The organism is Nocardiopsis sp. CNR-923 (assembly GCF_001942255.1).
GTDB lineage: Bacteria > Actinomycetota > Actinomycetes > Streptosporangiales > Streptosporangiaceae > Nocardiopsis.
In genome coordinates, this window is the sequence record NZ_MKKC01000033.1 from 49,612 (window position 1) to 71,152 (window position 21,541).

At 71.9% G+C, this 21,541-nt stretch carries 13 protein-coding genes and 5 pseudogenes; 4 read left to right on the plus strand and 14 right to left on the minus strand.

Annotated features, from left to right (window positions below; translation table 11 throughout):
- Positions 1-68 precede the first annotated feature (68 nt).
- Positions 69-1,753, minus strand: a pseudogene (aspS, locus tag BJF83_RS02185) (aspartate--tRNA ligase).
- A 267-nt stretch (positions 1,754-2,020) separates the two neighbouring features.
- The gene (locus BJF83_RS02190) at positions 2,021-2,695 is read right to left on the minus strand and encodes an MBL fold metallo-hydrolase (protein WP_075924968.1); all 675 of its coding nucleotides are present in this window, start codon (positions 2,693-2,695) and stop codon (positions 2,021-2,023) included.
- Between the two features lie 243 nt (positions 2,696-2,938).
- Between BJF83_RS02190 and BJF83_RS28280 the strand changes: the two genes are divergently transcribed.
- The 4 genes and pseudogenes from BJF83_RS28280 (at position 2,939) to BJF83_RS02210 (ending at position 6,738) form a co-directional block, all read left to right on the plus strand.
- Positions 2,939-3,193: a hypothetical protein gene (locus BJF83_RS28280; RefSeq protein ID WP_075924969.1), complete on the plus strand. Its 255-nt coding sequence runs from the start codon at positions 2,939-2,941 to the stop codon at positions 3,191-3,193.
- Positions 3,190-4,421: pseudogene (locus tag BJF83_RS02200) on the plus strand (DUF349 domain-containing protein). Before BJF83_RS28280 ends, BJF83_RS02200 begins: the two are co-directional and overlap by 4 nt.
- Positions 4,422-4,524: 103 nt before the next feature.
- Complete coding sequence (locus tag BJF83_RS02205; RefSeq protein ID WP_075924970.1) at positions 4,525-5,238, plus strand: response regulator transcription factor; 714 nt, start codon at positions 4,525-4,527, stop codon at positions 5,236-5,238.
- Positions 5,239-5,730: 492 nt separating this feature from the next.
- Positions 5,731-6,738 carry a cell wall metabolism sensor histidine kinase WalK gene (locus tag BJF83_RS02210; RefSeq protein WP_262391248.1) on the plus strand — a complete coding sequence of 336 codons (1,008 nt, stop codon included), beginning with the start codon at positions 5,731-5,733 and terminating at the stop codon, positions 6,736-6,738.
- Between the two features lie 71 nt (positions 6,739-6,809).
- Here the strand turns inward: BJF83_RS02210 and BJF83_RS28285 are convergent, their stop codons facing one another.
- The 12 genes and pseudogenes from BJF83_RS28285 to BJF83_RS02270 all read right to left on the minus strand — a co-directional run bounded on the left by BJF83_RS28285 (position 6,810) and on the right by BJF83_RS02270 (position 21,454).
- Positions 6,810-7,406, minus strand: coding sequence for a DUF11 domain-containing protein (locus BJF83_RS28285; protein ID WP_083678382.1), 597 nt, complete (start codon positions 7,404-7,406; stop codon positions 6,810-6,812).
- 180 nt (positions 7,407-7,586) lie between these two features.
- A pseudogene (gene metK / locus BJF83_RS02220) lies at positions 7,587-8,779 on the minus strand (methionine adenosyltransferase).
- A 188-nt stretch (positions 8,780-8,967) separates the two neighbouring features.
- Positions 8,968-10,161: a bifunctional phosphopantothenoylcysteine decarboxylase/phosphopantothenate--cysteine ligase CoaBC gene (gene coaBC / locus BJF83_RS02225; protein WP_075924973.1), complete on the minus strand. Its 1,194-nt coding sequence runs from the start codon at positions 10,159-10,161 to the stop codon at positions 8,968-8,970.
- 246 nt (positions 10,162-10,407) lie between these two features.
- Positions 10,408-10,674, minus strand: coding sequence for a DNA-directed RNA polymerase subunit omega (gene rpoZ, locus BJF83_RS02230; protein ID WP_075924974.1), 267 nt, complete (start codon positions 10,672-10,674; stop codon positions 10,408-10,410).
- Between the two features lie 80 nt (positions 10,675-10,754).
- Positions 10,755-11,345, minus strand: coding sequence for a guanylate kinase (gene gmk / locus BJF83_RS02235; protein ID WP_075924975.1), 591 nt, complete (start codon positions 11,343-11,345; stop codon positions 10,755-10,757).
- 238 nt (positions 11,346-11,583) lie between these two features.
- Positions 11,584-11,907 (minus strand): integration host factor, actinobacterial type, encoded by a 324-nt coding sequence (gene mihF / locus BJF83_RS02240; RefSeq protein ID WP_075924976.1) that lies wholly within the window; start codon positions 11,905-11,907, stop codon positions 11,584-11,586.
- Positions 11,908-12,280: 373 nt separating this feature from the next.
- Positions 12,281-12,994 (minus strand): orotidine-5'-phosphate decarboxylase, encoded by a 714-nt coding sequence (gene pyrF / locus BJF83_RS02245; RefSeq protein WP_075924977.1) that lies wholly within the window; start codon positions 12,992-12,994, stop codon positions 12,281-12,283.
- Positions 12,995-13,299: 305 nt separating this feature from the next.
- Positions 13,300-14,241, minus strand: coding sequence for a dihydroorotate dehydrogenase (locus tag BJF83_RS02250; protein WP_075924978.1), 942 nt, complete (start codon positions 14,239-14,241; stop codon positions 13,300-13,302).
- 409 nt (positions 14,242-14,650) lie between these two features.
- A pseudogene (locus BJF83_RS02255) lies at positions 14,651-15,549 on the minus strand (dihydroorotate dehydrogenase electron transfer subunit).
- Between the two features lie 99 nt (positions 15,550-15,648).
- Positions 15,649-18,951, minus strand: a complete 3,303-nt coding sequence (gene carB, locus BJF83_RS02260; RefSeq protein WP_075924980.1) for a carbamoyl-phosphate synthase large subunit — start codon at positions 18,949-18,951, stop codon at positions 15,649-15,651.
- Between the two features lie 9 nt (positions 18,952-18,960).
- Positions 18,961-20,102, minus strand: a pseudogene (gene carA, locus BJF83_RS02265) (glutamine-hydrolyzing carbamoyl-phosphate synthase small subunit).
- 50 nt (positions 20,103-20,152) lie between these two features.
- Complete coding sequence (locus tag BJF83_RS02270; protein WP_075924981.1) at positions 20,153-21,454, minus strand: dihydroorotase; 1,302 nt, start codon at positions 21,452-21,454, stop codon at positions 20,153-20,155.
- Between the last annotated feature and the right edge of the window lie 87 nt (positions 21,455-21,541).

Consider the following 21,541-nt stretch of genomic DNA (forward strand, 5'->3'; position numbering starts at 1 on the left):
CGCAGGAGGGGGCGGCACGCGCGTCGCGAACCGCCCCCCTTCGGTTCCCTCCGCCGCCGTCCCGGCGACTACTTCCCCGCCGGGGGCAGGGCCGTGCGGATGTGCACGTCGTGCAGCTGCTGTTCGGAGACCGTGGAGGGTGCTCCCATCATCAGGTCCTGCGCGTTCTGGTTCAGGGGGAAGGCGATCGTCTCGCGGATGTTGGGTTCGTCCGCGAGGAGCATGACGATCCGGTCCACGCCGGGCGCGATGCCGCCGTGCGGGGGGGCGCCGAACTTCAGGGCCCTGAGCATGCCGCCGAACTCGGCCTCGACGGCCTCCTTGTCGTACCCGGCGATGTCGAAGGCCCGGTACATGATCTCGGGCGAGTGGTTCCGGATCGCCCCGGAGGACAGCTCGACGCCGTTGCAGACGATGTCGTACTGCCACGCGAGGATGTCCAGGGGATCCTGGGTCTCCAAAGCCTTCATCCCGCCCTGCGGCATGGAGAAGGGGTTGTGGCTGAACGCGACGTCGCCCTGCTCGTTGATCTCGAACATCGGGAAGTCGACGATCCAGCAGAAGCGGTAGACCTTCTCCTCGAACAGGTCAGCGCGCCTGCCCGCCTCGACACGCACCGGTGCCATGATGCGGTTGATCTCCGCCTCGTCCTCGCTCGCGCAGAAGAACAGGCCGTGGCCGGGGCCGGCGCCCAGGGTGGACAGGAGCTCGTCGCTGATCCCGGTGACGAACTTGGCGATGGGACCGGTGAGCTCACCGTTCTCGCCGACCTTGAGCCAGGCCAGCCCCTTGGCGCCCTGTTCCACGGCGAAGTCGCCGATGCCGTCGAAGAACTTCCGGGGCCTGTCGCCCACCCCCGGGACCGCGAGGGCGCGCACCCTCTTGCCCTCGAAGGCACGGAAGTCGGTCTTGCCGAACAGAGCGGTGACGTCGAGCATCCTCATCGGCACGCGCAGGTCGGGCTTGTCGGTCCCGTACCACTCCAGAGCGTCCCGGAAGGCGATGCGAGGGTAGGGCGAGGTGATCTCCCAGCCGTCGGAGAACTCCCGGAAGACGTCCGTCATCACCTTCTCGATGACCTCGAAGACGTCCTCCTGCTCGACGAAGCTCATTTCCACGTCGAGCTGGTAGAACTCGCCGGGCGAGCGGTCGGCGCGGCTGTCCTCGTCACGGAAGCACGGCGCGATCTGGAAGTAGCGGTCGAAGCCGGAGACCATCAGGAGCTGCTTGAACTGCTGCGGCGCCTGGGGAAGGGCGAAGAACTGGCCAGGGTGGAGCCTGGAGGGCACCAGGAAGTCGCGGGCGCCTCGGGGCTGGAGCTGGTCAGGATGGGGGTCTGGAACTCGTTGAAGCCCAGGCTCGTCATCTTCTCGCGGATCGACGCGATCACCCGGGACCGGAGCATGATGTTGCGGTGCATCCGCTCGCGACGCAGGTCGAGGAAGCGGTAGGTGAGGCGGCGCTCCTCGGAGGTGTTGTCCTCCGGGAAGACGGTGAGGGGAAGCTCCTCGGTGGTGCCCAGGACCTCCAGCTCCGCGGCCTCGATCTCGATCTCGCCGGTGGGCAGACCGGGGTTGACGTTCTCGTCGCTGCGGGCCCGGACCTGCCCGGTGACCTGGATCACCGACTCCTTGGGGATACGGCTGAGCTGCTCGAACACCGGGGACTCAGGGCGCGCCATGAGCTGTGTGACGCCGTAGTGGTCACGCAGGTCGACGAAGAGCAGACCACCGAGATCGCGGCGGTTGTGCACCCAGCCCGAAAGGCGCACCTGCTGCCCGACGTGCTCCTTCCGGAGCTGACCACACGAATGAGTCCTGTAACGATGCATGAGTTACCAAGTCCACTAACTACACGGCTGGGCGAGAATGCCGGGGATCCCGGTAGCGGGTCCGGCCGGAGGCACGGCATGCCCCTTGACTTCTGGAATCCTACCGCCACGACCGTGACCCGACCGCCCGGTTTCCAGGCCCCGGCGACACCCCTGACCGCGCGAGGGCCGGGACCGGTCGGCGATCGGTCAGAGGGCGCGCAGGTACGGGTTGGCGGCCCGTTCGCGCCCGACGGTGGTGGCGGGGCCGTGGCCGGGCAGGATCTGGGTGTCGTCTCCGCGCGCCAGGACGGCCGAGGCGAGGCTGGCGTCCATGGCCGCGGGATCCCCGCCCGGGAAGTCCGTGCGGCCGATGGACCCGGCGAAGACCAGGTCGCCCGCCAGCATGGCCGACGGGTGGCCGTCTCCCGCGGCCAGGCGGTAGACGACCGATCCCGGCGTGTGCCCGGGGGTGTGCTCGACGGTGAACTCCAGCCCGGCCAGGGTCAGGGTGTCACCGCTCCCGACCTCCACCAGGTGCTCCGGCTCGCGGAAGGGGCCCGGGCCGAGCAGCGCCGACAGTTGCGCGGCGAAGCCGGGGTCGACCCCCGCGCCGGGTTCGGTGAGCAGGCGGCGGTCGGCCGCGTGCAGGTGGACCGGGAGTCCCGCGCGGTCGGCCAGCTCGGCCGCCGACCACACGTGGTCGAAGTGGCCGTGCGTGAGCAGCACCGCGGTCGGGGTCAGACCGTGCTCGGCGAGGACCTTGTCCACCCGTTCCACGGCGTCCTGGCCCGGATCGACGAGGACGCAGTCACCACCCGGGGCCGGAGCGACCATGTAGCAGTTCGCGGCGAGGGGTCCGGTGGCGAGTGCGGTGATGAGCACGGCGTCGTCCTGCTTCCTCGGTCGGGGTCCGTCTGGCTGCGGGGGGAGGATGGGGTGCGAGCCCCGCCCGAAGCCCCGTCGCGGGTCCGTCCCGGCGGTCCAGCGCGGACGTACCCTACGTACAGAGCCTACCGACGCGCCGTCGAGGCGGCGAACCGGCGTCTGAGGGGGTGCGCGGCTTTGATCACCATTCGATCACCGCACGCGTCCGGCCTCTTTGCCAAACCGCGTGGTAATGCCATATTGGTCACCGGTGCCGTGTGCGCCGCGACCGCCGACCAGCGCCTCTCCACGGCGGGTCCCCGGCCCGGCCAGGCACACGAGGGCGCCGCCGCGGACACGGCGATCCGCGCAGGAGTGAACCACGGCGCGTCGATGCCGCCCCAACTGATGGATATCGTGCTGAGCGCGGTGGTTCCCATCACGATCCGGTGCGGTACGCCGCGACGACCCGAACCCGCCTACAGCCGGGCTCATGACAGCAGGAGGACACGGTGACCACGGACCCTTGGGGCCGCGTAGACGACGACGGCACGGTCTACGTGCGCACGAGCGAAGGCGAACGGGTCGTCGGATCGTGGCAGGCGGGGGCCCCGGAGGAGGCCCTGGCCTTCTTCCGCCAGAAGTACGACGCCTGGTCACCCAGGTGGAGCTGCTGGAGAAGCGGCTCCGCAGCACCGACCTGTCCGCGGCCTCGGCGATGTCCAGCGTCGACAAGCTGCGCACCCAGGTGAGGGAGGCGCACGCGGTCGGCGACCTCGACTCCCTGGCGAGACGTCTGGACGCCCTCGCCGGGCGCGCCGAGGAGCGCAAGGTCGAGCAGAAGCACGCCCAGGAGCAGGCGCGCGGCCACGCTCGCGAGATCAAGGAGCGGATCGTCGCCGAGGCCGAGCGGGTCGCGGTGGAGACCACCCACTGGAAGTCCGGCGGCGAGCGGATGCTCCAGCTCATCGAGGAGTGGAAGAAGGCCCCGCGCGCCGACCGCCCGACGGAGCAGGCGCTGTGGAAGCGCATGTCGGCGGCCCGCAACTCCTTCTCCAAACGGCGCAAGGCCTACTTCGCCGGTCTCGACCAGCAGCGCGAGGAGGTGCGCTCGGTCAAGGAGCGCATCGTCGCCGAGGCCGAGGCGCTGGCGAGCTCGGACGACTGGGGCGCCACGGCCCGCGCCTACCGCGACCTGATGCAGCAGTGGAAGAGCAGCGGTCGCGCCGACCGAGCCAGCGAGGACCGCCTGTGGGCGCGCTTCAAGGCGGCGCAGGACCAGTTCTTCGACGCGCGCAACGCGGTCTTCGCCGAACGCGACGCGGAGCTGCGGGTCAACGCCGAGGCCAAGGAGCGGATCCTGGCGGAGGCCAAGGACGAGATCGCCCAGATCTCCGATCCGCGCCGCGCCCGCGCGCGCCTGCGCGACTTCCAGGAGGCCTGGGAGGAGGCCGGTGAGCTGCCGCGCGACGTGCGCGACCAGCTGGAGGGCGCCTTCCGGCAGATCGAGGACGGCGTCCGGCGCGACGAGGACGCGGAGTGGGAGCGCACGAACCCGGAGGCCCGGGCCCGCGCCCAGGCCACGGTGGAACAGCTGGCGTCCGCGATCAGCGACCTGGAGGCGAAGCTGGAGAAGGCCCGCGAACGCGGCGACGCCCGACGGATCAGGGAGCACGAGGACGCGCTGCAGGCGCGCCGTTCCTGGCTGGCCGAGGCGGAGAAGGCGCTCGGCGAACTGAGCTAGCGCGTGCTCCTGGTGGGAGTGCGGCCCGTCGGCATTGGCGAGAATGGAGGTATTCCGGGTCCGGGCGCTGGGCCCGCGCCCGCCGACACGCTCCGAGGTCCCCATGCCCGACTCCACCGCGCCGTCGCCGACCGTCCTGGTCGTGGACGACGAACCCAACATCCGAGAGCTCCTGGCCGCCTCGCTGGAACTGGACGGCTTCACCGCGGTCCGGGCCGCAAACGCGGCGGACGCGCTGGCGAGCGCTCGGGAGCACGGGCCCGCGCTGGCGGTCGTGGACGTCATGTTGCCGGACGCGGACGGTTTCGCGCTCGCCGCCGACCTGCGTGCCGACCACCCGGGCCTGCCCGTGCTGTTCCTGACGGCGCGGGACTCGGTCAGCGACCGGGTGGCGGGTCTGCGGGCCGGAGCCGACGACTACGTGACCAAGCCGTTCAGCGTGGAGGAGGTGGTCCTCCGCATCCGGGCGATCCTGCGGCGCGTGCGCCCGGCGGAGGAGGCCGAGGAGGGACCGGTCCTGCGGTACGGGGACCTGGAGCTGGACGAGGACGCCTACGAGGCGCGGCGCGCGGGTCGGACGATCCGCCTGTCCCCCACTGAGTTCGCCCTGCTCAGATACCTGATGGCCAACGCCGGACGCGTGCTGACCAGGCCGCAGATCCTGCGGACGGTGTGGGGGCAGGAGGGCGACGACAGCCGTGTGGTGCAGACGTACATCAGCTACCTGCGCCGCAAGGTGGACGGGGCCGGGCCGCCGCTGATCCACACGGTCTGGGGCGTGGGGTACAGCCTGCGGCGGAGCCGCGACCATGGCTGAGCGGCGGCCGGTCCCGCGTCTGGCGCCCGGGACGCTTCGGGGGCGGCTCGTGCTGTCGGTGCTGGTCCTGACCACGCTCGCGATGGGGGTGTTCGGGGTCGCCGGGTCCGTGCTGCTCCGGGGTTCCCTGGTCGCGGAGGTCGACCACCGGCTGAACCGGATGGTGGCGCCGGCCGTCGCTGGCGGGGACACACCGCCCGTCAGGCGGCGCGCCGAGCCGCCCGCCCTCCCCTCCGACCTGCGGGAGCTGCGGTTCGACGACGACGGGAACCTGCTGTGGAGCGTGGGCCAGACCGACGACGACCCCTCGGGACCGGACGTGTCGGGGCTGGACGCGCGGGGGTTGCGCGCGGCGGAGGGGACCGTCGTCGAACTGCCGGACACCGAGGGCGGATCCGACTGGCGGGCCGTGGTCAGGGAGGCGCCGGACGGGACGGTCGCGATGATGGCGCAGTCCCTGGACGGGGTGGACACCACGTTGACGTCGCTCGCGTGGGTGCAGGTCGGGTCGGGCGCGTCGTGTTGGCGGTGCTGGCGGCGGGAACGGTCGCGATCGTGCGCGTGCAGCTGCGCCCGCTGCAACGGATGCAGCGGGCGGCCGACGCCATCGCGGGCGGTGACTTCGGGGCGCGCGTTCCGTGGGACCGCGGAGGCGGGGCCTCGGAGACCGCGCGCCTGGGTGCGGCGCTCAACACGATGCTGGCGCGTCTGTCGGAGGCGCTGCGGGAGAGGGAGGCCACCGCGGAGCGGATGCGGCGGTTCGTCGCCGACGCCTCGCACGAGTTGCGCACCCCGCTGGCGTCGGTCAGCGGCTTCGCGGAGCTGTTTCGCCTGGGCCGGGAACGCGGCCGGATCGCGGCCGATCCGGTGGTGGACGACTGGATGCGGCGGGTGGAGTCCGAGGCCGAACGCATGGGGTCGCTGGTGGAGGGTCTGCTGCTGCTGACCCGTCACGACGAGCACCCGGAGGTGGCCGCCGATGACGTCGACCTGGCCGGTCTCGTGCGGGAGAGCGTGGCGGCGGCGCGTGCCCGGGAGGGGGAGGGCGGGGACCGCCTGTCGTTGGGGGACGTGCCCGGAGTCCGGGTGGTCGGGGACCGGTCTCGGTTGCGGCAGGTGCTGGACAACCTCATCGCCAACGCGCAGACGCACACGCCGCCGGGAACTCCGGTGCGGGTCTGGATGGAGGTGCGCGAGGACGCGGCCGGGGACGTGGCCCCGCCACCGGAGACGGTCCGCGTGGGCGCGCTCCCGGAGGACGTGCGCGGGGTGGTCGCGGTGTGCGTGCGCGACGAGGGGCCCGGGATCCGCCCCGAGGACCGGGAGCGGCTGTTCGACCGGTTCTTCCGCGCCGACCACGGGCGTTCGCCGCGGGAGGGCGGCAGCGGGCTCGGCCTGTCGATCTCGGCCGCGATCGTGACCGCGCACGACGGGGTCCTGGAGGCGGTCGGCGGGCCCGGCGACGGCACGCTCTTTCGGATGTTGCTGCCGTTGGGTTAGGGCGGGGTCCGTGGACGCCGCCCGTCACGGGGTGAGCCGCACGGCCACCCGGGTCGGCGCCCGTCCGTGCCTCAGCGGCGTGCGTCCAGGTGGTAGACGTTCGTCGGCGCGGGCTCCCCGTCCGGTTCCCCCTCGGACTCCCGCTCCCGCGCCGCCGTCTCCGGGCCCTCGGCACCGGGCGCCGTCTCCGGCCCCCGCCGTTCGGGTCCCTCCGGCACCGGCGTCGCGGACGCGGGTGGCCGCAGCCGCCGGTACAGCGCGATCGCACCCGTGACCAGCAGCACCAGCAGGCTCGCGCCGCCGATGATCCACGGGACGATCGCGGGGCCGCGGACATTCTGGGCCGACGACGCGCACGTCGCCAGCGTGGCGCCGGGGTCGGGCCGAACGCACACGGTGGTGACCGTACGCGCCGCGTCGGCGGTGCCCGTGACCTCGCCGACGGCGTGCAGGACCGCGCGTTCGCCTGGTTCCAGCGCGCCGGTCCAGACGATCCGGTCGTCCTCGGCGACGGCCCCGGGAGAGGTGGGCCGGACCGTCATGCCCGGGGGGATGAACTGCACCACCTGGGCCTCGGGGAGACTCTCGCCGCCGGCGTTGCGGACCCGGATGGTGAAGTCGACGTGTCCGCCCCGGCGCAGCGGGGTCTCCGCGACGGTGGACTCCAGGACGACGTGGAGGGTGTCGCGCCCGGGACGGGGGCCATCAGCAGGGCGGCCAGTCCTCCGGCGGACAGCGCCGTGAACGCGGACATGACGGACCCCCTCCGATGACCATAATCACTGTGCGCACATCATATGTGGCCATGTGTGATACTTCCAGGTCAGAGGGGGCCTGTCTCGTTGGCTTTAGGCGCCGACGGCCAACCGCAGCGCGGCGGCGCGGTCGGCCTGCTCCCAGGTGAACTCGGGCAGCTCGCGGCCGAAGTGGCCGTAGGCGGCCGTCTTGGAGTAGATCGGGCGCAACAGGTCGAGGTCGCGCACGATCGCGGCGGGCCGCAGGTCGAAGACCTCCTTGACCGCCTTCTCGATCAGCTCGGGGGCCACCTTCTCGGTGCCGAAGGTCTCGATGAACACACCGACCGGGTGCGCCTTGCCGATCGCGTAGGCGACCTGGACCTCGGCGCGCTCGGCGAGCTCGGCGGCGACGATGTTCTTGGCGACCCAGCGGGTGGCGTAGGCCGCCGAGCGGTCGACCTTCGACGGGTCCTTGCCGGAGAAGGCGCCGCCGCCGTGGCGCGCGTAGCCGCCGTAGGTGTCGACGATGATCTTGCGGCCGGTCAGGCCGGCGTCACCCATCGGGCCGCCGATCTCGAAGCGACCGGTGGGGTTGACCAGCAGGCGGTAGTCGTCGGCGTCCAGACCGTACGAGGCCACGACCGGCTCGATGACGTGCTCGCGCACGTCCGGGGCGAGCATCTCGTCGAGGTTGATGTCGGCGGAGTGCTGGCTGGAGACCACGACGGTGTCGAGGCGGACGGGGGTCTGGCCCTCGTACTCGACGGTGACCTGGGTCTTGCCGTCCGGGCGCAGGTAGGGGACGGTCCCGTTGCGGCGGACCTCCGCGAGGCGCTCCGCGAGCGCGTGCGCCAGCTTGATCGGCAGCGGCATGAGTTCGGGGGTCTCGCGGTTGGCGTAGCGAACATCAGTCCCTGGTCGCCGGCGCCCTGCCGGTTGAGGTCGTCGCCCTCGTTCTCGACCCGCGCCTCGTAGGCCGTGTCGACGCCCTGGGCGATGTCGGGGGACTGGGCGTCGATGGAGACGTTGACCCCGCAGGAGTCACCGTCGAACCCCTTGGCGGACGAGTCGTACCCGATCTGGAGGATCCGCTCGCGCACGATGGCGGGGATGTCGACGTAGGTCTGGGTGGTGACCTCACCCGCGATGTGGACCTGACCGGTGGTGATCAGCGTCTCGACCGCGACCCGGCTCCTGGGGTCGTTGGCGAGCATCGCGTCGAGGATCGAGTCACTGATCTGGTCGGCCATCTTGTCGGGATGGCCTTCGGTGACCGACTCGGAGGTGAAAAGGCGGCGGGACACGTTGCCTGACTCCTTGCAGCGGCTGCTGGCTGACATGGACCGGTGACACGGGGCCGACCGGCGGGGTTGTTGTTGCTCCACTGTAACGGGACTGGTGAAGGTGGAAATCCCGTGGTCCTGTGATCGCGGGTTCCCGAAGGAAGTGTGGCGTAATCAGGGGTGGGAATCCAGTCCCGGGCAGTGGTGATTTACGCCAGGCGCGCGACGACGAGATCCCACACGCGATCGGCCAGGTCCTCCTTGGGGCCGAAGGGGACCTCCACGACGGTGCCGTCGGAGCCGAGGACGACCGCCTGGTTGTCCTCGGTGCCGAACGCGCGGCCGTTGCCGACCTGGTTGACCACGAGCAGATCGCAGCCCTTGCGCTCCAGCTTGGCGCGGCCGTGCGCCAGGACGTCGTCGGTCTCGGCGGCGAACCCGACGATGGTCTGCGCCAGTCCCTCCTCGTCTCGTGAGGCGACCAGCCCGGCGAGGATGTCGGGGTTCTCGGTCAGTTCGATCGGCGCGGGCCGGCCACCGGACTTCTTGATCTTGCTCCCGACGCTGGCGGCGGGGCGGAAGTCCGCCACGGCGGAGGCCATGACCACGACGTCGGCCCCGGCCCGTTCGGCGGCCACGGCCTCGGCCAGGTCGAGCGCGGACCCGACGCGGACGACGCGGACCCCGGCCGGGTCGGGAAGGGCGACATTGGCCGAGAGGAGCGTCACCTCGGCGCCGCGCGCTGCGGCGGTCCGGGCCAGGGCGTACCCCTGCTTGCCTGAGGAGTGGTTGCCGATGAAGCGCACCGGGTCGATCGCCTCGCGCGTGCCCCCGGCGGAGATCACCACGCGTCGTCCCGCGAGGTCGGCGGCGCCCCCGCGCAGGGCCGTGCGGGCCGCGTCGAGGAGTTCGGCGGGCTCGGGCAGCCGGCCCTTGCCGGTGTCGGCGCCGGTCAGGCGCCCCTCGGCCGGGTCGAGCACGATCGCGCCGCGCGAGCGGAGCGTGGCCACGTTGGCCCGGGTCGCGGGGTGCTCCCACATCTCGGTGTGCATCGCCGGGGCGAACACGACCGGGCATCGGGCGGTCAGGAGCGTGTTGGTCAGCAGGTCGTCCGCCAGACCCGCGGCGGCCTTGGCCAGGATGTTGGCGGTGGCGGGGGCGACGAACACCAGGTCGGCCGACTGGCCCGTGCGCACGTGCGGCACCTCGTGCACGCCGTCCCAGACGGCGGTCGCGACGGGCTGGCCGGACAGGGCGGCCCAGGTGGGCTCGCCGACGAAGCGCAAGGCGCCGGCGGTGGGCACGACCCGGACCTGGTGACCGGACTCGGTCAGACGTCGGAGCAGCTCGCAGACCTTGTAGGCGGCGATGCCGCCGCCGACGCCGAGGACTACCTGGGGCACGCGATCGGGTTCTCTCTCACTCACGGAACGAGTTCTACCAGGTGCCGCCCCGAACGCCGTGAGGGGCGTACGAGGTTCCGCGGAAGGAGTCGGGCCGTCGGCGAGGAACGGGCGCCGGGCACGGGCCGGGGAGCACCGCACCGGCGGGCCGCGTCGGGGCGGCGGTCCACCCGCGCGCGGCGTCCCCGGACGGCGGGGGGCGGGCGAGCGCCCCGTTCCTCGCGCCCGAGTCCGCGGGAGCGCGGCTCAGTTGCCCTCGTAGGGCTCGGCGGTGAGCAGGCCGGACCTGACCTCGCGCAGGGCGATGGACAGTGACTTCTCCTGCACGTGGGTCTCCACCAGCGGGCCGACGTACTCCAGCAGGCCCTCGCCGAGCTGGGCGTAGTAGGCGTTGATCTGGCGGGCCCGCTTGGAGGCCATGGTCACCAGGCTGTACTTGCTGTCGACGCACTCCAGCAGGTCGTCGATCGGCGGGTTGGTGATGCCTTCGGCGACGGGCTCGGTACCAGCCACTTCGTATACCCCCAGGGACGGTCTCCGGCTCGTCGAAAGCCGTGACGTGATTGACAGGTGGGCGCCCGCGGGCGGCGATATCACACCTTGGGCGCTCGGATCAACGCTAGCAGCTCGTCGCATACGTCCCGTACGGCCGTGTTGACGAGCGTCGTGTCGAACTCCTTCTCCGCGGCGAGCTCGACCCGGGCCGCGTCCAGTCTGCGCTGGACGACCTCCTCGGACTCGGTGCCGCGGCCGGTCAGGCGGCGGACGAGCTCCTCCCAGGAGGGCGGCGCGAGGAAGACGTGCAGGGAGTCGGGCATGGTCGCGCGCACCTGGCGGGCGCCCTGGAGCTCGATCTCCAGCAGGACGGGGATCCCGGCGCAGAGCCGCTCGGTCACGGGGGTGCGGGGGGTGCCGTAGCGGTTGCCCGCGAACTCGGCCCACTCCAGCAGTTCGTCGTCGGCGACGAGGCGGTCGAACTCCGCTTCGGAGGCGAAGTGGTACTGCACGCCCTCGCGCTCACCGGGCCGGGGGTCGCGGGTGGTCACCGACACCGAGAGCCAGACGTCGGGGTGGTCGCGACGGATCGCCTCCACCACCGTGCTCTTGCCCACACCGGAGGGGCCGGACAGGACGGTCAGCCGCTTCTCCTGCGGGCTGGACTGGGCTCCGGGCTCGTCTGGCATGGGTGGATCGGGCTTCCCTTCGAGGTCTCCGCGGTCGCGGGAAGCTCCATTTATACCACCGCGCGCGGCGCGGCGGACGCGTCGACCTGGGGCCGAGCGGTCCGCCGACCGCGGCGCGGTCGAAGACTCACCGGGGGTTCGGCCACCGCTGTGGCACGCGGCCGTTCCCGCGTGTGCGAGGAACGGTCTCCGCCGCGACTGTGGGGGACGCGGACGGGCCGGTGTCGCTCGGGGAGACCTACTTGGTCAGGTCCCCGAACTCGCTTTCGAGGGCGGCACGCTGGTTCGTGCCCAGGCCACGGACGCGGCGGGACTCAGCGATGTTGAGCCGCTCCATGATCTGCTTGGCACGGACCTTGCCGACGCCGGGCAGGGATTCCAGCAGAGCCGAAACCTTCATCTTGCCGATGACGTCGTCCTTGAGCCCGTCGGCGAGGACCTCGGACAGCGAGATACCGCCGTTCTTGAGCTTGTTCTTGACCTCAGCGCGCTCTTTTCTGGCCTTGGCGGCCTTCTCAAGAGCCGCACTGCGCTGCTCGGGTGTGAGGGGAGGAAGGGCCACGCCGGGTCACCTCGGATTTCTACTCGTTTGTAGAGGGCGGACGCCTGCGCAAGTTAGTAGGTCCGACCCCCCTTAGGCAACGCAAAGTGGCCTTTCAGCGGCTATTTCATCGAAGGAACTACTCAAGGTAACTAAGCCCTTGCAGGCAGAGACGAAAATCAGGACCTAAGTCCCGATTGAAAGGCCCGACAACGGTGCCACCTGTGCAGGTCACACGGGGGTGACGCGGGTCACTCTCAGCGTTGAGAACCTGATTTCGGACACACTTTTTTGGTGACCGTACGTGATCCACAACTGCGCGTGATGGGATCACTGCGACATCCGGGCCAGACCCCCTTCCGCTCCGTCACACGGGTCGCGGACCCCGCCTCCGCTAGGCGCGGACCCCGGCGCGCCGAACCGCTGCCGCGATGGCCGCCGCCGCGGCGCCGGGGTCCGCCGCCCTGGTGATCGGTCGACCGATGACCAGCAGGTCCGCACCCGCCGCCACGGCCTCCTCCGGGGTCGCCACCCGCGACTGGTCACCCCTGTCCGCCCCCGCCGGGCGCACGCCCGGCGTGATCAGGGTGATGTCGGGGCCCACCTCGGAACGCACCAGGGCCACCTCCCGCGGCGAGCAGACCAGGGCCCGGGCCCCTGCGCCCACCGCCATCGCCGCCAGACGCCGCACCGCGTCGCGGGCCGGACCGAGCAGCCCCACCTGCTCCAGGTCCTTCTCGCTCATCGAGGTGAGCACCGTCACGGCGGCGATCCTGGTGTCCGGCGCGGCCTCCACCGCCGCCCGGACCATGTCCGCTCCCCCACTGGCGTGCACCGTGAGGATCGACGGGCGAAGGCCCGCGACGCTGCGCGCCGCACCCGCCACCGTCGCCGGGATGTCGTGCAGCTTGAGGTCGAGGAACACCCCGACCGGGTTGGCGCCGCGCACCGCGCTGACCGCCTCGGGGCCGTACCGCAGGTACAGCTCCAGCCCGACCTTCACCGTGCTCACGTGCGGAGCGACCGCGGACGCCCAGGTGGCGGCGGTCTCGATGTCGTCGGCGTCGATCGCCACGGCGATCGGGGCGGGAGCGGTGGGCGCGGTCATGTCGGTTTCCCCTTCTTCGTCCGACACCGTACGGTCGGTGTCAGCACCTGCACCTGTGCTTACGAAAGCACCGGCCGATGCACGTTCGCTGTCATGTGCACACACCAAAGTGTGCGATTCCCCGGATACGGCTCTTCATGCGCCCCCGGTAGGTCACTTCCCCGTAACGCCTTCCGAGGCGGCCGTGAACGGGTCGCGCCCCGGTTCGTATGTCCGGGATGCCGGATGCGCACGTTCGGTCGCACAGCGCCGCCTCAGCGCCGTCCAGGCCGGTCAGGAGCCTCGCACTCGACCCGGACCGCGTCTCAGGCGCCCACCCCCTCGCCGTGGGCCGCGCCGACCAGGTCGCGGGCCCGCTCGATCCCGCGCGCCTCCAACTCCTCCGTGAACTGCCGGAGGACGCGCGCGCACGCGGAGGGGTCGGAGAAGTTGGTCGTGCCCACCGCCACGGCGCTCGCCCCGGCTGCCATGAACTCGACCACGTCCGCCCCCGTGCGGACCCCGCCCATGCCGACGATCGGCACGTCGGGCAGGGCCTCGTGCACCCGGAAGACGCAGCCCACGGCGAGGGGGCGGATCGCCGGACCGGACAGCCCGCCCACGCCGCCCGCCACCGCGGGCCGCAGGGTGCGGGTGTCGATCGCCATCCCGCGCACGGTGTTGATCATCGACAGACCGTCCGCCCTGGCCTCCACGCACGCGCTGGCCAGTTCCACCACGTCGGGGACGTCGGCCGCGAGCTTGGCCAGAACGGGCACGTCCGAACGGGCGTGCGAGCGCACAGTGCCGACCACCGCCGCCGCGCTCGCCGGGTCGTCGGCGAAGTACCGCCCGCCCGGGTCGGCCGGGTCCGGGCAGGAGAGGTTGACCTCGATGGCGCTGACCCCGGCGGCCCCGGAGACGCGTCGGGCCAGCTCCCCGAACTCCGCCGTCCCCGTCCCGGCGATGGACACGATCGCCCGTGCGCCGCGCGAGAGCAGCCAGGGCAGATCCCGTTGGAGGAAGACGTCGATCCCCGGCCCCTGCATGCCGACGGTGTTCAGCATCCCGCTGGGGGTCTCGGCCATCCGCGGCGCCGGCCGCCCGGCGTGCGGCTCCAGCATCACCGACTTGGTGGTCACCGCGCCGATCGAGGAGACGTCGAAGAACCGGGCCAGCTCGCGGCCCGCCCCGGCGCACCCGGCGGCGGTCACCACCGGATTGGGCAGCTCGGCGCCGCCGAGTCGGATGGTCAGGTCCGCGTTCACGTTCTCTCCTGAAGGATGCCCCGGTCCTCGGGCCGGGGAGGGAATCGGAACCCACGCCTCACCGGCAGCGGCGGCCGGACGGTGTCCCGGGCAGTGCGCCGTCCGCCCATGTCCACGGCGGGATGACTCACCTGGGCCAAAGCTCCCCTCCTCGTGTCGGGTTCCCACTGGATCGTCGAACGTGACGACGCCACCGCGGAAGGACGACGGGGTCCGCACGCGTGGCGCCGGTCCGGGCGGGTCCGAGCCCGGCTGGCGTCGAGGGCGGGGGACCCGACCTCCCGTGGGACGTCCGGGCTGCCTGAGCCAGGAATCCCCGCACGTCGCATGGCGGGAGGGCACTCATCCGAGAACCTCCTTCCGTAGGAGAGGGGAGCAGCCACGTTCCCACCTTCCGGCTGTGTGCGGGTCAGGCGATGTCGCGTGCGGACTCGGCCGCGCGGGCCGCCTTGGAGCCCTTCCAGCCCGGGGCGCCCAGGCGTCGAAGGGGATGGAGCCGACGTCGTCGAAGCGCACCCGCTCGCCCCGGAACACCGGGCCGTCCACGCAGGAGCGCACCATGCGGGTGACACCGTCCTCACCGACGACGGGAATCACACAGGTCATGCAGATCCCCGTACCGCAGGCCATGGTCTCCTCCACCGCCACCTGGACCGGAACGCCGTGCTCCCCCGCCACCGCGGTGACCGCGCGCAGCATGGGCATCGGTCCGCAGGCGTACACCGCGTCGGAGCGGGCGTCCTCGATGACGCGACCGAGCACGTCCGTCACCCGGCCGCGCGTGCCGAAGGATCCGTCGTCGGTGGTGAAGACGGCCGTCTCGGCGACGCGGCGGGCGGTGATCGCGCTGAACACGCGGTCGGCGGAGGCCGCTCCGAGCACGAAGTCGACGCGGCAGCCGCGCCTGCGCAGGGACTGGGCGAGCGGGAACAGCGGGGCGCTGCCCGACCCGCCGCCGACGAGCACGCAGTTGACCGGGTCGCGCGGCAGCGGGAAGGGGCGGCCCAGTGGGCCGACCACGTCCAGCAGGTCGCGTGACCTGCGTTCGGACAGCCAGGCCGTCCCGGTCCCCCGCACGGAGAACAGGAACTCGACGGTGCCGCCGTAGTCGGGCTTGACGTCGTGGATGGCGAAGGGGCGGCGCAGCAGGGTGCTGGAGTGGTCCCCGCCCACGCCCACCGTGACGAACTGCCCGGAGCGGAAGCGCTCGGCTATGCCCGGCGCGACCACGGTGATGGCGTAGTAGGCGTCCACTCTGCGCACGTTCAGCACGGGGCACCTGATCTGCACCGGTCCGTTGTCGCTCATCGTTCGGGGTAGCCTTCCTCGCCTTGGCCGTGCGTTCGCCGTGGGCCGCGGCCCACGGCGAACGCACTCTACTGCGTCCGGCCCCGCCGTCCGGTCCGGTTACGCGCGACCGGCCTCCAGCGTGCGCGCGTGCTCCTGGAGGGACCGCACGCCCACGTCGCCGCGCACGCGCGCCTCGATCGCCTGGACCGCGGCGGCGAGTCCCTGCACGGTGGTCACGCTGGGAACGCCGCGCACGACGGCGGCGGTGCGGATCTCGTACCCGTCCAGACGGGGACCGGCCTGCCCGGCGCCGCCGAACGGGGTGTTGACGATGAGGTCGACCCCTCCGTCATGGATGAGCTGCACGATGGTCGGCTCGCCGTCGGGGCCGGGACCCTCGCTGTGCTTGCGCACGACGGTGGCGCGGACCCCGTTGCGGCGCAGGACCAGGGCGGTGCCCTCGGTGGCGAGGATCTCGAAGCCGAGGTCGGCCAGGCGCTTGACCGGGAAGATCATCGAGCGCTTGTCGCGGTTGGCCACGGACACGAACACCCGGCCGCCGGACGGCACGGCGCCGGTGACGCCGAGCTGCGACTTGGCGTAGGCGGCGCCGAACTGCGTGTCCAGGCCCATGACCTCGCCGGTGGAGCGCATCTCCGGACCGAGGATGGTGTCGACGCCCTCGCCCTGCCGGTCGATGAACCGGTTGAACGGGAGCACAGCCTCCTTGACCGAGACCGGCGCGTCGGCGGGCAGGTCGCCGCCGTCGCCCTCGGCCGGGAGCAGGCCCTCGGCCCGCAGCTCGGCGACGGTGCTGCCCGCCATGACCCGGGCCGCGGCCTTGGCCAGCGGCACCGCGGTGGCCTTGGACACGAACGGCACGGTGCGCGAGGCGCGCGGGTTGGCCTCCAGCACGTACAGGACGCCGGAGGTGAGCGCGTACTGGACGTTGAGCAGGCCGCGCACGCCGGTCCCCCGGGCGATGGCCTCGGTGGAGTGGCGGATCCGCTCGATGTCCTCGCCGCCCAGGGTGATCGAGGGCAGGGTGCACGCCGAGTCGCCGGAGTGGATCCCGGCCTCCTCGATGTGTTCCATGACGCCGCCCAGGTACAGTTCGGCGCCGTCGTAGAGGGCGTCGACGTCGATCTCGATGGCGTCGTCGAGGAAGCGGTCGATCAGCACCGGGTGCTCGGGGCTGACCTCGGCGTTGCGGCGGATGTAGTCGGCGAGCATCGTCTCGCTGTAGACGATCTCCATGCCGCGTCCGCCGAGCACGTAGGACGGACGGACCATGACCGGGTAGCCGATCTCGTCCGCGGCGGCCTTGGCCTCCTCGAAGGAGTAGGCGGTGCCGTGCTTGGGCGCGGGCAGCCCGGCCTCGGCCAGGACCTTGCCGAACTCGCCGCGGTCCTCGGCCAGGTCGATGGCCTCGGGGCTGGTGCCGATGATGGGGACTCCCGCGGCCTTGAGCCGGCGGGCCAGGCCGAGCGGGGTCTGGCCGCCGAGCTGCACGATGACCCCGACGACCGGTCCGGCGGCCTGCTCGGCGCGGACGACCTCCAGGACGTCCTCCAGTGTGAGCGGCTCGAAGTAGAGCCGGTCGCTGGTGTCGTAGTCGGTGGAGACGGTCTCCGGGTTGCAGTTGACCATCACGGTCTCGTAGCCGGCCTCGGAGAGCGCGAAGGAGGCGTGGACGCAGGAGTAGTCGAACTCGACGCCCTGGCCGATGCGGTTGGGTCCCGAGCCCAGGATGATGATCTTGGGACGGTCGCCGGTGGGGACCTCGGTCTCCTCGTCGTAGCTGGAGTAGAGGTAGGGCGTGCGGGCGGCGAACTCGGCGGCGCAGGTGTCCACGGTCAGGTACACGGGGTGGATGCCCAGGGCATGGCGCAGTTCGCGGACCACGTCCTCGCTCCTGCCCGTGATCTCACCGATCTGGACGTCGGAGAAGCCGAGCCCCTTGGCCTCGCGCAGCAGTCCGGCGTCGAGCTTGGCGGCTCCGCCCAGGGCGCGGGCCGTCTCCTCCAGGCGGAGCATCTGGTCGAGGAACCACGGGTCGATCCGGGTGGCCTCGTGCAGCTCCTCGACGGTCGCACCGGCGCGCAGGGCCTGCTGGACCTGGCGCAGGCGGTGCTCGGTCGGGGTCGCGGCGCGGCGCAGCAGGTCGCCCTTGTCCCCGGCCTCGCCCGCCCAGGTGAAGCCGATCCCGGCCTTCTCGACGGAGCGCATGGCCTTCTGGAGGGCCTCGGGGAAGGAGCGGCCGATCGCCATCGCCTCGCCGACCGACTTCATGGTGGTGGTGAGCGCGGGGTCGGCGCCGGGGAACTTCTCGAAGGCGAACCGGGGGACCTTCACGACCACGTAGTCGAGCGTGGGCTCGAAACTGGCCGGTGTCTCCCGGGTGATGTCGTTGGGGATCTCGTCGAGCGTGTAGCCGACGGCGAGCTTGGCGGCGATCTTGGCGATCGGGAAGCCGGTGGCCTTGGAGGCCAGCGCCGAGGAGCGGGACACGCGCGGGTTCATCTCGATGACGATGACGCGGCCGGTGGTGGGGTGGACGGCGAACTGGATGTTGCAGCCGCCGGTGTCCACCCCGACCTCGCGGATGACCGCGATGCCGATGTCGCGCAGCTTCTGGTACTCGCGGTCGGTCAGAGTCATGGCGGGGGCCACGGTGATGGAGTCACCGGTGTGCACGCCCATGGGGTCGAGGTTCTCGATGGAGCACACGACCACGACGTTGTCGTTGGTGTCGCGCATCAGCTCCAGCTCGTACTCCTTCCAGCCGAGGATGGACTCCTCCAGGAGCACCTCGGTGGTCGGGGAGAGCGCGAGGCCCTGTCCGGCGATGCGGCGCAGCGCGGTCTCGTCGTGGGCGAAGCCGGAACCGGCGCCGCCCATGGTGAAGGACGGGCGGACCACGACCGGGTAGTCGAGTTCCTCGGCGGCGTCCAGGCACTCCTGGAGGGTGTGGCAGATCCGCGAGCGCGCGGACTCGCCTCCGATCCGCTCGACGATCTCCTTGAACGTCTCCCGGTCCTCGCCGGACTGGATGGCCTGGATGTTGGCGCCGATGAGCTCGACGCCGTACTCGTCCAGGATGCCCGCCTCGTCCAGGGCGACGGCGGCGTTCAGCGCGGTCTGGCCGCCCAGGGTGGGCAGCAGGGCGTCGGGGCGCTCCTTGGCGATGATCTTCTCGATCATCTCGGTGGTGATCGGCTCGACGTAGGTGGCGTCGGCGATCTCCGGGTCGGTCATGATCGTGGCCGGGTTGGAGTTGACCAGGATGACCCGCAGGCCCTCGGCCCGCAGGACACGGCAGGCCTGGGTGCCCGAGTAGTCGAACTCGGCCGCCTGCCCGATCACGATCGGGCCGGAGCCGATCACGAGGACGGATGAAAGGTCACTACGGCGCGGCATGTTCTTCCTCTACTGCTGCTGGCCAGCGGGCTGGGCGGACATCAGGTCGCAGAACTCGTCGAAGAGTCCGGCGGCGTCGTGGGGGCCCGCGGCGGCCTCCGGATGGAACTGGACGCTGAACGCGGGTCGGTCCAGCAGCCGCAGACCCTCCACGACCTGGTCGTTGAGGCCGACGTGGCTGACCTCGGCCCGGCCGTAGGGGGTGTCGAAGGAGCCGTCGAGCGGCGCGTCGACGGCGAACCCGTGGTTCTGGCTGGTGATGGCGACCTTCGTGGTGCGGGTGTCGCGGACCGGTTGGTTGACGCCGCGGTGCCCGAAAGTGAGCTTGTAGGTGCCCAGTCCCAGGGCGCGGCCCAGGATCTGGTTGCCGAAGCAGATGCCGAAGAGCGGCTTGCCGGCGTCCAGGACGCCGCGCATGGCTGCGACGGGACCGTCCGCCGTGGCGGGGTCGCCGGGGCCGTTGCTGAAGAACACGCCGTCGGGGTCGAGTGCGAGGACGTCCTCGGCGGTCGCGGTGGCGGGCAGCACGGTGACCCGGCAGCCCCGCTCGGCCAGGCGCTGGGGCGTCATGGCCTTGATGCCGAGGTCGACGGCGGCCACGTGGAAGCGGGTCTGGACGCCTCGGGCGGCAGGACCTCGTACGGGACGTCGGTGCTGACCTCGGCGGCCAGGTCCGACCCGGCCATGCGCGGCTGCTCCTGGATCCGGGCGAGCAGCGCCTTCGGGTCGGTCTCGACGGTGCTGATCGCGGCGCGCATGGCGCCCCGGTCGCGCAGGTGGCGGGTGAGGGCGCGGGTGCCGGTGAGGGCGATGCCGACCACGCCCTGACGGCGCAGTTCCTCGTCGAGGGTGCGCTGGGCCCGCCAGTTGGACGGGATGCGCGCGGGCTCGCGGACGACGTACCCGGCCACCCAGATCCGGCCGGACTCGGGGTCGTCGTCGTTGACTCCGGTGTTGCCGATGTGCGGCGCGGTCATCGCGACGATCTGGCGGTGGTACGAGGGGTCGGTGAGGGTCTCCTGGTAGCCGGTCATACCGGTGTTGAAGACGGCCTCGCCGAAGGTCTCCCCAGCGGCGCCGAAGGACCGGCCGTGGAAGACCCTGCCGTCCTCTAGCACCAGAACCGCCGGTCCGCCGGTTTGCTCGGACACGTTCTCCCCCTCTACCGAACCAGTGCTGACCTGGGTCTTCTCTGTCGTGTTCAACTGATCTTCCCTTCCATGACCGTGGGAACCCCGCGCAGGAAGGTCGCGCGAACCCGGCCTGGCAGCGTCATGCCTCGGAAGGGGGTGTTGCCGCTCTTGGTCGCCATGGCGGCGCCGTCGACCTCGACGGGGGCCGCCGGGTCGTACAGCACGACGTTGGCCGGCTCACCGGCGGCCAGGTCGCGCCCGTGCCCGGAGACCCGCCCGATGCGGGCGGGGGCGGCGGACATGCGGTCGGCGACCCGGTCCCAGGTGAGCAGGCCGGTGTCGACCATCGTGTGCTGGACGACCGCGAGTGCGGTCTCCAGGCCGACCATCCCCATGGCCGCGGTGGACCACTCGGTCTCCTTGGCCTCCACCGGGTGCGGGGCGTGGTCGGTGGCCACGATGTCGATCGTGCCGTCGGCCAGCCCCTCGCGCAGCGCACGGACGTCCTCGGCCGTGCGCAGCGGCGGGTTGACCTTGTAGACGGGATCGTAGCTCTCCACCAGGTCGTCGGTGAGCAGCAGGTGGTGGGGGGTGACCTCGGCGGTGACGTCGCAGCCGCGGGCCTTGGCCCAGCGGATGATGTCGACCGACCCCCGAGTGGAGACGTGGCACACGTGCAGGCGGGAACCGACGTGCTGGGCGAGCAGGCAGTCACGGGCGATGACCGCCTCCTCGGCGACCGCGGGCCAGCCGGGCAGTCCGAGGCGGTCGGAGACACAGCCCTCGTTCATCTGGGCGCCCTCGGTCAGACGGGGCTCCTGGGCGTGCTGGGCGACCACGCCGTCGAACGCCTTGACGTACTCCAGGGCGCGGCGCATGAGCAGGGCGTCGGAGACGCAGACGCCGTCGTCGGAGAAGACGCGGACCTGGGCGGCGGAGTCGGCCATGGCGCCGATCTCGGCGAGCCGCTCACCGGCCAGTCCGACGGTGACGGCGCCGACCGGGCGCACGTCGCAGTACCCGGCCTCCCGTCCCAGGCGCCAGACCTGCTCGACGACCCCCGCGGTGTCGGCGACGGGGTCGGTGTTGGCCATCGCGTGGACCGCGGTGTAGCCGCCCATCGCGGCGGAGCGGGAGCCGGTGGCGACGGTCTCGGCGTCCTCTCGGCCGGGCTCGCGCAGGTGTGTGTGCAGGTCCACGAGGCCGGGCAGGGCGATCAGACCGTCGGCGTCGACGGTCTCGGCGCCCTCGGGGGCGTCCAGGTCGGGGCCCAGGGCGGCGATCCTGCCGTCGGCGAGCAGGATGTCGACGGGGTCGCCGCCGAGCGCGCGGGCGCGGCGGATCAGGTGCGGTCCGTGGGTGTCGGGCATCGCTGTGTGGTGTTCCTCGTGTTCGGTGTGCGGAAGGTCGGTGCGAGGGCGCGCCGGAACGCGGGCGCGGCGGCCCCGGGATCGGGG